General features: G+C 69.9%; 15 protein-coding genes and 1 riboswitch. Of the genes, 7 read left to right on the forward strand and 8 right to left on the reverse strand.

Translation table 11 applies throughout. The annotated features are described in order from the left end of the window. Positions 1 to 32: 32 nt before the first annotated feature. The 5 genes from GAS53_RS01075 to GAS53_RS01095 all read right to left on the reverse strand — a co-directional run bounded on the left by GAS53_RS01075 (position 33) and on the right by GAS53_RS01095 (position 4219). On the reverse strand, positions 33 to 707 hold the full coding sequence (locus tag GAS53_RS01075) for an urease accessory protein UreF (protein ID WP_151475442.1): 675 nt from the start codon (positions 705 to 707) through the stop codon (positions 33 to 35). 50 nt (positions 708 to 757) lie between these two features. Further along, entirely contained in the window at positions 758 to 2479 is a 1722-nt protein-coding gene (locus tag GAS53_RS01080) for an urease subunit alpha (protein WP_151475443.1), read from the reverse strand. Beyond that, positions 2472 to 2783 (reverse strand): urease subunit beta, encoded by a 312-nt coding sequence (locus GAS53_RS01085; protein WP_151475444.1) that lies wholly within the window; start codon positions 2781 to 2783, stop codon positions 2472 to 2474. Before GAS53_RS01085 ends, GAS53_RS01080 begins: the two co-directional genes overlap by 8 nt. A gap of 16 nt (positions 2784 to 2799) precedes the next feature. Continuing rightward, positions 2800 to 3102: an urease subunit gamma gene (locus tag GAS53_RS01090; RefSeq protein WP_033325080.1), complete on the reverse strand. Its 303-nt coding sequence runs from the start codon at positions 3100 to 3102 to the stop codon at positions 2800 to 2802. A 478-nt stretch (positions 3103 to 3580) separates the two neighbouring features. Continuing rightward, entirely contained in the window at positions 3581 to 4219 is a 639-nt protein-coding gene (locus GAS53_RS01095) for a TetR/AcrR family transcriptional regulator (RefSeq protein ID WP_151475445.1), read from the reverse strand. A gap of 167 nt (positions 4220 to 4386) precedes the next feature. On the opposite strand from GAS53_RS01095, the gene GAS53_RS01100 reads away from it, so the two are divergent. Continuing rightward, positions 4387 to 5409 carry an ABC transporter permease gene (locus GAS53_RS01100; RefSeq protein WP_151475446.1) on the forward strand — a complete coding sequence of 341 codons (1023 nt, stop codon included), beginning with the start codon at positions 4387 to 4389 and terminating at the stop codon, positions 5407 to 5409. Between the two features lie 212 nt (positions 5410 to 5621). Here the strand turns inward: GAS53_RS01100 and GAS53_RS01105 are convergent, their stop codons facing one another. Beyond that, complete coding sequence (locus GAS53_RS01105) at positions 5622 to 5900, reverse strand: type II toxin-antitoxin system Phd/YefM family antitoxin (protein ID WP_151475447.1); 279 nt, start codon at positions 5898 to 5900, stop codon at positions 5622 to 5624. A 70-nt stretch (positions 5901 to 5970) separates the two neighbouring features. Here GAS53_RS01105 and GAS53_RS01110 point away from each other — a divergent pair, with 70 nt between their 5' ends. From GAS53_RS01110 to GAS53_RS01125, 4 genes are all read left to right on the forward strand, one after another. Continuing rightward, complete coding sequence (locus tag GAS53_RS01110; RefSeq protein WP_151475448.1) at positions 5971 to 6606, forward strand: ATP-dependent Clp protease proteolytic subunit; 636 nt, start codon at positions 5971 to 5973, stop codon at positions 6604 to 6606. Positions 6607 to 6613: 7 nt separating this feature from the next. Continuing rightward, complete coding sequence (locus GAS53_RS01115; RefSeq protein ID WP_151475449.1) at positions 6614 to 6922, forward strand: hypothetical protein; 309 nt, start codon at positions 6614 to 6616, stop codon at positions 6920 to 6922. A 370-nt stretch (positions 6923 to 7292) separates the two neighbouring features. Next, positions 7293 to 7472: riboswitch (cyclic di-AMP (ydaO/yuaA leader) on the forward strand. A gap of 3 nt (positions 7473 to 7475) precedes the next feature. Then, the gene (locus GAS53_RS01120; protein WP_151475450.1) at positions 7476 to 7949 is read left to right on the forward strand and encodes a C40 family peptidase; all 474 of its coding nucleotides are present in this window, start codon (positions 7476 to 7478) and stop codon (positions 7947 to 7949) included. 90 nt (positions 7950 to 8039) lie between these two features. After that, positions 8040 to 8534, forward strand: a complete 495-nt coding sequence (locus GAS53_RS01125) for a DUF6328 family protein (RefSeq protein WP_151475451.1) — start codon at positions 8040 to 8042, stop codon at positions 8532 to 8534. Positions 8535 to 8539: 5 nt separating this feature from the next. Here GAS53_RS01125 and GAS53_RS01130 read toward each other — a convergent pair whose 3' ends face one another. Then, complete coding sequence (locus tag GAS53_RS01130) at positions 8540 to 9166, reverse strand: LysE family translocator (RefSeq protein ID WP_151475452.1); 627 nt, start codon at positions 9164 to 9166, stop codon at positions 8540 to 8542. An 89-nt stretch (positions 9167 to 9255) separates the two neighbouring features. Here GAS53_RS01130 and GAS53_RS01135 point away from each other — a divergent pair, with 89 nt between their 5' ends. After that, positions 9256 to 10173 carry a LysR family transcriptional regulator gene (locus GAS53_RS01135; RefSeq protein ID WP_151475453.1) on the forward strand — a complete coding sequence of 306 codons (918 nt, stop codon included), beginning with the start codon at positions 9256 to 9258 and terminating at the stop codon, positions 10171 to 10173. 17 nt (positions 10174 to 10190) lie between these two features. Here GAS53_RS01135 and GAS53_RS01140 read toward each other — a convergent pair whose 3' ends face one another. Further along, positions 10191 to 10634 (reverse strand): ATP-binding protein, encoded by a 444-nt coding sequence (locus GAS53_RS01140; RefSeq protein WP_151475454.1) that lies wholly within the window; start codon positions 10632 to 10634, stop codon positions 10191 to 10193. 263 nt (positions 10635 to 10897) lie between these two features. On the opposite strand from GAS53_RS01140, the gene GAS53_RS01145 reads away from it, so the two are divergent. Continuing rightward, on the forward strand, positions 10898 to 11755 hold the full coding sequence (locus GAS53_RS01145; protein ID WP_151475455.1) for a helix-turn-helix domain-containing protein: 858 nt from the start codon (positions 10898 to 10900) through the stop codon (positions 11753 to 11755). The last annotated feature ends 7 nt before the right edge of the window (positions 11756 to 11762 follow it).

The raw sequence follows: 11762 nt of genomic DNA on the forward strand, positions 1-11762 counted from the left end.
ACTCCTCCCATCAGCGGCTCCGCCGCAGACCCCTACGAGGCAAAGAGACGTACAGGCCAAGCAGCATGCACCTCCGCACTGATCTCCAACAGCGGAGCGGACGCCGCGGGCAACGCATCGACCCCGTTGACAAGAGCACACCGCGCGGCCTCAACCGCCTGATGAGCGACCCGGTCGAGATCGGGAGCCAACCGCGCCAGAACCCCCGTGGCATCGAACGGATCAAGACTCAGCAACCGCACCGTCGCACTCGCGGGCCCACTGACACTCTCGTACACGGCGCAGTACGCCGCATCCTCCGCCCCGAGCCCCGCGGCCCGGGCCGCCAGCCCGAGGACGACCGGCTGATGGGCCCCCTTGGGGAACTCCCTCGCCAGCGCGTCGAGTTCGGCGGAGGGCCAGGTCGCCCGCGCGGCCCGCATCAGCTGGCGCCCCAGCCTGCGCGCCGCCGTCCGCAGAGCCGGCGACGGCGTACGGGCGTCCGCAGCCCCGTCCAACTCCACAGGATCAAGCCCGAGCACGGCCCCCGCGGCCAACGACGCGGCCACAAGCCCGGCCGTATGCAACCGCCCCCGGCAGAACTCCTCCAGGCTCCCCGCCCCGGAGACCCGCCCAGCCTTGACGGCGGCCTCGGCCCCACCGGAGTGGGCATGCCCTCCGGCAGGGAACCGACCGTCGGCCAGAACAAGCAGTGCAGCACGCGACATGACGAGCCTCGGAAGAGTGAAGAGTTCAGAATCGGACGAGCTCAGAAGAGTCAGAAGAGGAAGTACCGCTGAGCCATGGGCAGTTCAGCGGCGGGCGTCGCCTCGACCAGCTCCCCGTCGATCGCGACTGCGAAGCTGTCGGGATCGACCTGCACCCGCGGCCGCGCGTCGTTCTCCCGCATGTCCGCCTTGGTCACCTCGCGCGTCGACTCGATCGGCACGAACCGCTTCCCGAGCCCGAGCCGCTCCGGCAGCCCGTCCTCGATAGCGATCGGCGCCACGAAGTTGAAGGAGTTGGAGGCGGGGGCCCGCCCGATCGCCCCGAACATCGGCCGGGGCAGGATCGGCTGCGGCGTGGGGATGGACGCGTTGGCGTCGCCCATCTGCGCGTAGGCGATCTGCCCGCCCTTGACGACGAGATGCGGCTTGACACCGAAGAACGCGGGCTCCCACAGCACCAGGTCGGCGAGCTTCCCGGTCTCGACGGAGCCGACTTCGCGGGCGAGCCCCTGGGCGAGGGCGGGGTTGATCGTGTATTTGGCGACATAGCGACGTACCCGGTGGTTGTCAGCGCGCCCGTCGCCGGGCAGCGCGCCCCGCCGCCGCTTCATGACGTGCGCGGTCTGCCACGTGCGCATGATGACCTCACCCACGCGCCCCATGGCCTGCGCGTCGGAGGAGATGATCGAGATCGCGCCGAGGTCGTGCAGGATGTCCTCGGCCCCGATGGTGGTGGGCCGGATCCGGGACTCGGCGAAGGCGAGGTCCTCGGGGACGGCCGCGTTGAGGTGGTGGCAGACCATCAGCATGTCGAGGTGTTCCTCGGCGGTGTTGACGGTGTAGGGCCGGGTCGGGTTGGTCGAACTGGGCAGCACGTGCCCCTCGGAGACCACCGTCATGATGTCCGGCGCGTGCCCGCCGCCGGCACCTTCGGTGTGGTACGCGTGGATCGTGCGCCCCGCGATCGCGGCGAGCGTGTCGCCCACGAACCCGGCCTCGTTGAGCGTGTCCGTGTGGATGGCGATCTGCGCGCCCGTCCGGTCGGCCACCGTGAGCGCGGCGTCGATGACGGCGGGCGTGGAGCCCCAGTCCTCGTGCAGCTTGAGGCCGAGCGCCCCGCCGCGCAGCTGCGACAGCATCGCCTCCTGCGAGACGGTGTTGCCCTTGCCGAGCAGCCCGAAGTTGAGCGGGTACTCCTCCATCGCCTCCAGCATCCGGGCCAGGTGCCAGGGGCCGGGGGTGACGGTCGTGGCCTTGGACCCCTCGGCGGGCCCTGTGCCGCCGCCGACGAGCGTCGTGATCCCGGAGGCGAGCGCCTCATCGGCGATCTGCGGACAGATCAGGTGCACATGGGCGTCGATGGCACCCGCCGTCAGGATCCGCCCGTTGCCCGCGATGATCTCGGTCTCCGGACCGATGACGAGATCCGGGTGCACCCCGTCCATGGTGTCGGGGTTGCCCGCCTTGCCGATGCCGGTGATCCGGCCGTCGCGGATGCCGATGTCGGCCTTGACGATCCCCCAGTGGTCGACGATCACCGCACCCGTGATGACCGTGTCCGGAGTGCCGTCTGCGCGCGTAGCACGCGCCTGGCCCATGGACTCGCGGATGACCTTGCCACCGCCGAACACGGCCTCGTCACCGGCGCGTCCGGGACCGCCGGAACGATCCTCCTCGATCTCGATCAGCAGATCGGTGTCGGCGAGCCGGATCCGGTCGCCAGTGGTGGGGCCGAACAGATCGGCGTACGCGGCACGCGAGATCTCAGGCATCGAGGGCACCTCCGGTCTCACCGCGCAGGCCGGGCACGACACGGGCGCCGGTGAGCGGAACGAGTTCGACGTCGACGGGGATCCCGGGCTCGAAACGCACGGCGGTGCCGGCGGAGACGTTGAGCCGCTTGCCGCGCGCGGCGGCGCGGTCGAAGTCAAGACCGGGGTTGGCCTCGGCGAAGTGGTAGTGGGAGCCGACCTGGACGGGCCGGTCGGCGGCGTTGAGGACGGTGAGCCGGGTGACCTCGAGGCCTTCGTTGAAGGCGACGGGTCCGTCGGCGAACAGGATCTCTCCGGGAATCATGGGTGCCGCTCCCCCGTCAGACGATCGGGTCGTGGACGGTGACGAGCTTGGTGCCGTCCGGGAAGGTGGCCTCCACCTGGACGTCGTGGATCATCTCGGGGATGCCCTCCATGACGTCCTCGCGGGTGAGGATCTTGCGCCCGGAGTTCATGAGTTCGGCCACGGTGCGGCCGTCCCGGGCTCCTTCGAGAATGTGCGAGGTGATCAGGGCGACGGCCTCGGGGTGGTTCAGTTTCAGTCCCCGGGCGCGGCGCTTCTCGGCCACATCGGCGGCCACATGGATGAGCAGCCTCTCCTGCTCGTGCGGCGTCAGTTGCACGGCGTCCACCTCACAGTCCTCGCTCCGGACCGTGCGGGGTCCGGTTGCCGCAGCCACCACGAAGGATCTGGATGCAGTACGTGACTGCGGTACGCGGCCGGAATGCGCGACTCTGCGCGTCCGGGCTGCGAAAACCCCTGGTGACGTGGTGGTGCAGGCTAGTTGCGCGGGATTTCAGGGACGTTAACCGCCAGGCGGGGATCCAGGGCCTGTCTGACAATTCCCGTCTGCCTCGCGACGCCATGCACGCTCCCCCACTGCCTTCAAGGGCGTGGGAGGTGCCCCCACTCGCCGCACCGGGCACAGACCCAAGTACGTCCAGTACGAGGGTCTGCGCCCGGCACTCCCCCAGCCTCCGGCCGGGGGGACCCCCAGAGCACGCACCTGACGCCGCGCGGCCGCCCTCCGGGCGACGACGGGAATTGTCAGACAGGCCCTAGGAGGCTCACCGCGTCGGCTCCCGGCTCGCCGGCGCTCGTCAGCGCGGCATCTCCACGCTCATCAACGCCCGTAGACCGTCCTGGATCACCTGGACGGGAATCGGGCCGAAAAGGGCCTGCTGGGCGGCGAAACCCTGCGCGGTGGCGATCATGGTTCTGGCGACATGGTCGGCTGGGATGTCCGCGCGCATCATCCCGGCCTCCTGGTAGCCCTCGACGATCTTCGTCCAGGCAGCGCGCACCTTGACGAAGCCGTCATTCATCAGCGCCGACAGTTCCTCGTTGCGCGTCGTCTCCGTCCAGACCTGGACCATCAGCCGAGGGAAGCCACCCTCCCCTTCCCAGGTCAGACCTCCCTTTCCACGGCGGTCGCTCCCCATGCCGAGCACCTCTTCCATGACCCAGCCCACGAGGACATCGGGCGGCGGGGGCGGGGTCTGCCGGGCGGCTTCCTCGAAGGCGTTGCGCAAGGTCTGGAGGACCTCGGTGACGATGGCGGCGATCAGCTCGTCCTTGCCGGCGAAGTAGCGGTAGACGGCCCCTGCCGAGAGGTCCACCTCCTTCAGCACGTCTTGCATCGACGTGGCGTGGAACCCGTTGCGGGCGAAGCAGCGGGCCGCTCCGTCGAGGATCTGGCGGCGACGGGCGTCGAGGTGTTCCTGGGATACGCGGGCCATGCGAACAAAGTAAAACGAACATTCCTTCTTGACAAGGCCGCACACCGGCAGGACAGTGATGGCATGCCCAAAACGAACGATCCTTCTTTTTCGCGCAACGGCTCCTCCCGACCCCGCGAGAAGCCGGCAGGAGCCGAACACCACCCGTATCCGAATCGAGGGAGACCATGTCCGCCACATCCGCTACGCCCACCGGAACCGCGCCACCGCCCTCGCACGGCCGCCGCATCGCCGCCGTCGTCGTGCTGGTCCCCGTCCTGGCGGCCCTCGCCCTGTGGGCCTTCGCCTGGCCCGCGGCCCGCACCGCGCCGCACGACCTGCCGCTCGGCGTGGCCGGTCCGGCGACCGCGACCGCCCAGGTGCAGCAGCAACTCGAAAGCCGTGAGGGAGCCTTCGAGATCCACCACTACGCCGACGAGGCCGCCGCCCGGGACGCCATCGAGGACCGGACCGTATACGGCGCGGTTGTCGTCACCGAGCAGGGGCCGAAGCTGCTGACCGCCTCGGCCGCGGGCCCGGTCGTGGCCCAGACGCTCCAGCACGCGGTGACCCAACAGGCAGGCGCCGAGGTCCAGACGGTCGATGTCGTCCCGGCCTCCGCGGACGACCCGCGCGGCGCGGGCCTGACGTCGAGCGTGCTGCCGATGGCCCTGGCCGGGATCGGTGCGGGAGTCGTGGTGACCCTGCTCGGACTGCGCGGGTGGCGCGCGGTCGGCGCGCTGGTCGGCGCGGCCGTCCTGGTCGGCGCCGTGGCCGCCGCGATCGCCGGCAGCTGGCTCGGGGTGTTCACCGGCGACTGGTGGGCCGAGGCGGCCGGTCTCAGCCTGTCGACACTCGCGGTGAGCGCCGCCGTCGCGGGTCTCGCGGCTCTGTTCGGCAGGCCGGGGATCGGGCTCGGCGCGTTCGTCATGATGCTGCTCGGCAACCCGTTCTCCGGCGCGGGCTCGGCACCCGAGATGCTGCCCGAGCCGGTCGGGACCATCGGCCAGTGGCTGCCGCCGGGCGCGGGTGCCTCACTCCTGCGCTCGGTCTCGTTCTTCGACGGAGCCGCCGCGTCCGGCCCGGCGCTCACCCTGACCTGGTGGGCCGCGCTCGGACTAGGGGCGGTCCTCCTGGGCAGCACGCTGAAGCGCCGCAAGGAGACCACCGAGCCGATCGTGGTCGAACGGGAACCCGCACTGGTGAACTGACCGCCCACCGAGAACCGACCGTGCACCCCCGCAGTAGCGGACGGGGGTGCACGGTCTTGTTCGCACACCGCTCGGCCTTGTACGCGCCGCTCAACCGCCACGTCCCCAGGGGCGCGGGGCTGTGCTCGATATGCGACTCCGCCGCGTGGGCGCGAGCAACCACGGCCGGCCCGCAGACGGCAACGACCTGCAACCATCCACCCCTACGCCGCCTACGACGCCCCGGGGCTCCGGTGCTCCGCCGCGATGCCGAACCTCTGCCGTTCGCGGGGAGCGGACGCGACCTCACGGACGGCGGAGACCGCGCTGATCACCTGCTCCTCCGACTCGGCGTCGAGCTTCTCGAGTCGTTCCAGGTCAGCGGCGGAGACAAGGGCGACGAGGGGCTTCCCGTGCCGCGTCACGACGACACGCTCGCCGCCGTACACCACCCGGTTGATCAGGTCGGCGAGCTCAGCCCTGGCTTGCGTCACCGGAATCTCGTAGGCCATGCTCCCCATCATAACGTCATGTACGTCCTGTACATTTTATACAGGACCTCTCCCGGAGGAGGCGTGTGTCATGACCCGACCGTCCGCCCGCTACGTCCTGCCCCAGTTCACCGAACGCACGAGCGCGGGGACCCGGACCATGGACCCGTACTCGAAGCTCCTCGAGGAGCGGATCGTGTTCCTGGGCACGCCCATCGACGACACGTCGGCGAACGACGTGATGGCGCAGTTCATGCACCTCGAGTACCAGTCACCGGACCGGGACATCTCGCTCTACATCAACTCCCCCGGCGGCTCGTTCAGCGCGATGACGGCCGTCTACGACACGATGCGGTTCGTCACCTGTGAAGTGGAGACCATCTGCCTGGGTCAGGCGGGGTCCGCCGCGGCCGTGCTGCTGGCGGCGGGCGCGCCGGGCAAGCGGTACGCACTGCCGGGGGCGCGCGTGACGATCCACCAGCCCGCGTTCGCCGAGCCGATCGAGGGCCAGACCTCCGATCTGGCCATCCAGGCCGACGAGTTGGCACGTATCCGGGCGCAACTGGAGGAGATGCTCGCCCTTCACACGGGCCAGAGCCGGGAGCGGATCAGCGCGGACATCGAGCGGGACAAGATCCTGGACGCGCAGGAGACACGGGAGTACGGACTAATCGACCGGATCATCCCGAGCCGCAGGGCCACCGGCATCCCACCCGGCGTGAGGTGAACTGCCGATGCTCCCACCCGAGTTGCCCCCGCTGCCGGCCCTCACCCGCGCGGAGGCCGAACTGATCGACCGTTATCTGGAGGTGGTCGACCTCCTCGGCCGAATCAACCCGGCCCACTCCGGCGACACCTACCGTGGACTGCGTGCGGCGCAGGCCCTGGTCGGCAAGGCCACCGCGCTGCGTGACGCGCTGGCCCTGATGCATCAGCGGGGCGAGCACGAGGTGCACGCGCCGACCCTGGCACGGGCGCTGCGCGTTCTCGACGGTGAGCGCCGCGCGGGCCGGGTCGCTCTGCCGCCCGGCTCCGACACCTGACGTACCGACACCGACCCGGCGTCGCGCAGGCATCTGACGAGGCGTCCGGGCAAGTGTCGAAACGGACCAAATGGCGTACCCCTGAATGGCGTAGTCGCGGCTGCCTTCACCGGCCCTCGCAAGTTGCGCAACGCGCGTACACCCAGGGCGGAATCAACTATTCCGGTGCTGGTGCGGGGATCCTCCGACCTCTCGACACCCGCCTGTGGAAAGGGCTGTCCACCCGAACGGGTGAGTGGTGAGTAACCCCACAAACCACCGATTCCGCTCGGCTTTTCCGACATTCGTGCGTCAAGATCCCTTCCGACGACAAGCCCCCGCCAGAAGCGGCGGGGCGGTCCGGGCGGACGCCGAGTCCTGCCGCTGCCCGGATGACCGGTCGACAGAAGTGGATCGGCAGGAGTGGAGGACCCAAGCACGACGGGTCGCCGGAACGGTCACGCCATGACCGGGCCGAGCAGCCCTTGGGGTGAAGCCGCAGCTGCGGCCGGGCAACTTCGCCAGCCCGAATCCGACAGGTCATCCTTCACAGGCGGCTGACGAAGGGTTGCGCATGACTGCGCTCAATCGTGTCCCGTCGCTGTTCAGCAGGGCCGGTACCGCATCGGTCCTCACCATCGCCGCCGTTGGTGGCGGCATCGTGGCTCCCGGCTTCGCATCCGAAGCGGAAGCGGCCACTCCCGCGACGAAGGCACTTCAGGTAGCGGCCTCCAAAAAGGGCTCCCCGTACAAGTACGGGGCCGCGGGGCCCAAGCGCTTCGACTGCTCCGGCCTCACGCTCTACTCGTACAAGAAGGCAGGTAAGTCCCTGCCACGCACGGCTGCCGCTCAGTACAACAAGACGAACCATGTCTCCGCTTCGAAGCGCAAGCAGGGAGACCTGGTCTTCTTCCACTCGGGCCGGAACGTGTACCACGTCGGCATCTACGCCGGGAAGGGACGGATCTGGCACTCCCCGAAGACCGGGGATGTGGTGAAGCTGCAGAAGATCTGGACGAAGAGCGTCTGGTACGGCCGGGTCAGGTGACCCACCCGAGGGGTGGCCGCGGTGATCATCGCGGCCACCGCTCGGGGCCCATGAAGTGAAAAGCGCGGCTGATTGGTTACCCATTCAGCTATGGCCGACCTTCATCACCACGAGGAGCGCCGCGAGACACGGCTCGAGCGCGCCGACCGCAACTTCAACGAACTGCTCCAGGAGCTGCGGGTCACGCAGACCGGCGTGCAGATCCTCTTCGCCTTCCTGCTGACCCTCGCGTTCACGCCTCGCTTCCCGTCTCTCGACTCGATGCAGCGCGGCACGTACGTCACCACGCTGCTGCTCGGCGTGCTGGCCGCCGCACTCTTCACCGCTCCGGCCGCCCTGCACCGTCGGCTGTTCCAGCAGGGCGCCAAACCCCAGGTCGTCGACGTCTCGTCACGCCTCGCCCAGGCCGGGATGGGGGTGCTCGCACTCGCCCTGACCGGGTCGGTCCTGCTGGTGGTGGACGTGGCGCTGGGCCGGGCCGAAGGCGTGGCGGCCGGCGCGGCCACGCTGGTGGTGTGCCTCGGCCTGTGGGGTCTCGTGCCCGTCCTGGTGCGACGCGCCGCCGACAAGGGCTCGGGCGACTGACCGGCTCACGCCAGCAGCGGCTCGAGGACGAGTCCGACGCCGAGCACCGTGAGCGCGGTGCCGGTGACAGCCTGGATGGCCCGGGCCGTACGCGGCCTGCGCAGCCACCGCCCGAGCCGGTCCACGAGCAGCGCGACCGCCTGGAACCAGGCAAGGGCGAGCGCGACCACGATCAGTGCGAGCAGCAGCGTCCGCGGCATCGCCGGACTCCCGTCGGGCACGAACTGCGGCAGCAGGCTCAGGAACGTGATCGTCACCTTCGGGTTGAGGACGTTGGTGACGAACCCCTGGCGCAGGGCTCGGCTCCCCGACACCACCGGCCCGTCGTCGGCCGCCGCTGCCGTACGCCGCTCGCGCAGCGACTGCAGGGTCCGTACGCCGAGGTAGAGGACGTAGGCCCCGCCGAGGAGCTGGAGCGCGCGGAAGAGCGCGGGCACGGCGGCCAGGACCGCGGCCACCCCGGCGACGGCGAGCGCCGTGTGGATGAGCAGCGCCGCCGCGATCCCCAGCGCGCACGCCACGCCGGCCCGGCGGGAGACCAGGGCGTTGCGTACGACGACGGTGAAGTCGGCGCCCGGCATGGCGACCATGCCCGCGGCGACCCCGGTGAAGGCGATGAGTTGTCCGTCCATGTGCCCCAGAGTGCCCGCTCGGAGCCTTCAGCAGGTATATGGAATATCCTGGGAACGCCTTAAGCAGTTCTTTAGTCTGGGAGCCTCGCTTGTACGACCCCACGCGGCTCGCGGCGCTGGTGGCGGTCGCGGAGGCCGGCTCGATCACCCGGGCCGCCGAGCGTCTCGGGTACACCCCGCCCGCGCTCTCCCAGCAGCTCGCCAAGCTGGAGCGGGAGGCGGGCACGGCCCTGCTCGTACGCCATCACCGCGGGACCCGGCTGACGGGTGCGGGCGAGCTGCTCGTGGCGCGGGCCCGCCGGGTGCTGGACGAGCTGGAGCGGGCCCGGCACGAACTGGCACGCCTTGCGGGCCTGTCCGGCGGGACCCTGCGGGTCGGCACCTTCCAGACGGCTGGGATCCATCTGCTGCCACCGGTGCTCAGCGCGTTCCGCCGCGCTCATCCCGATGTGGAGCTGACCGTCGCGAACTACGACCCGCCGGACGGCGTCACCGCGGTGACCGCGGGCGAGGTGGACCTGGCGCTGACGCACACCTACGAGCCCGCGGAACCCGTGCCGCTGCCCGCGACCGTGTCGGCGGAGCCGGTGCTGGTCGAGGAGCTGGTCCTGGTGACCGCTCCCGGACACGTCCTCACGAGTGGCTCATCGCGTCTGCCGCTGACCGCGCTGGCCGGCCAGCCGCTGATCAGCATGGCGCCGGACCATCCGGCCCGGCAGGTCGTGGAAGCCGTACTCGCCCGGACCGGAGCCACCCCGTCGGTCCTCGTCACGACGCCCGGCTACGCCCTGGTGTGCGCGCTGGCGAGCGCGGGGCTCGGGGTCGCGGTGGTGCCGGAGATGGTGGCCAGGACCGCGACGACCCCGGTGGGGATGCGCCCGCTGGAGCCGGGAGACCTGCGCCGTACGATCTCGGTCGTCCACCGCACCGACGAGGCGGCGCCCGCGGCCGATGCCTTCCGGGCCCTGCTACGTGGTGCCTTCGGACGCGCCGCGCAGCACAACTGACCGCCTGGGCACGGCAATCAGTCGGCTCTCGCCGGCTCGACCGGAGCGGCCCAGGGCAGCATGATCGAGACCGTCTTGCCGCCCTCCCTGGTGGGCCGGACCGTCAACTTGCCGCCGCACTCCGCGGTCAGCCAGCGGATGATCACCATGCCGCGGCCGTTGTCCTGCTGGACGGCCGCGGGCAGACGTTTCGGGAAGCGCGGATGGCTGTCGGTCACGCCGATGCGCAGCTGTTCGTCACGGTCGAGCTCGATGTCCACCGTGAAGGTGGGCGACTGCCCCAATGTGTGCTGTACGGCGTTGGTGGCGAGTTCGGAAACGATGAGCCGGACGGTGTCGGCGACCTCCGTGTCGGACGGAAGTCCCCATTCGGCGAGGACATTGGTGACGTAGGTGCGCGCGGCGTAGACCGAGGCGGGATCGCTCGGCAGAGTGACGGATGCTTCCTGGTGGTCTGCCATGGCGACGACGTCCCTTTCCCACGGGACCGGAGCCCGACACGAAGCGGATGACTTCGAGTACGGTCCCGGACTGGTGCTTGCGCCAGACTGCCACTACCTCGTCGTTCACGGTGGCGATCCACCGAGATATGCATATATCTGTCGCTCGAAGCGGTGAACTCTGCGACGGCCGACCGTATTTGGGCGGGCGGCCGGTTCGTCCTCTACCGTCGGCGTGACGCTGGCCGTTATAGCGCCGGCGCGACGGTCGGAAGGAGACGGCCATGCAGTACGGTCCCGCGGTGCGGCGCCGGAAGCTCGGCGCCGAACTGCGCGCCCAGCGTGCCCGTGCGGGTCTCACGAGCGGCGAGGCGGCCCGGCTCGTCGGCTGGCACCAGTCGAAGGTGAGCCGGATCGAGACCGGCCGCAGCGGGGTCAAGCCGGCGGACGTACGGCGCCTCCTCGACGCATACGACGTCCGGGACCCGGAGCTGTGTGAGCTGCTCATCGTGCTGGCGGGTTCCGACGACGACGGCCGGCACCACTGGTGGCACGCCTACCGGGGTCTTCTGCCGCCCACGTACCGGGACTTCATCAGCCTGGAGTCGCAGGCCAGCGCGATGCGCACGCTGGAGAACTCCGTGATCCCGGGGCTCCTGCAGACGCCGGAGTACGCCCGCGAGGTGACGCGGGCCGCCGTGGACGGGGCGCCGGACGGCAAGGTCGACGCGCTGGTGGAGGTGCGCCTCGCCCGCCAGGACGTACTGCGTTCGAATCCGCCGCTCAGACTGAGTGCCGTTCTGGACGAGGCGGTGCTACGGCGAACGGTCGGCGGACCCGAGGTCATGGCACGGCAGTTGGACCGGCTCCGGGCGGCCGCGCGCCTGTCTCACGTGCGGATTCAGGTGCTGCCGTTCGGAGTTGGGGCCCACGTCGGCGTCACCGGGCCTTTCGTTATCTTCTCATTTCCGAGCAGATCTGATCTGGATGTGGTTGTTCTCGACCACTTGACGAGTAGCCTCTATCTCGAACGGAAAGAAGACCTCAAGGCTTACAGCGAGGCCTTCGACTCCCTTCAGGTCCACGCCCTTTCGCCCGAGGAAACGTTGGATTTCATCGCCGGTGTAGCTGACGGCGCATAAGGAGGCA

Source organism: Streptomyces albicerus (assembly GCF_008905045.1).
Taxonomy (GTDB): domain Bacteria; phylum Actinomycetota; class Actinomycetes; order Streptomycetales; family Streptomycetaceae; genus Streptomyces; species Streptomyces albicerus.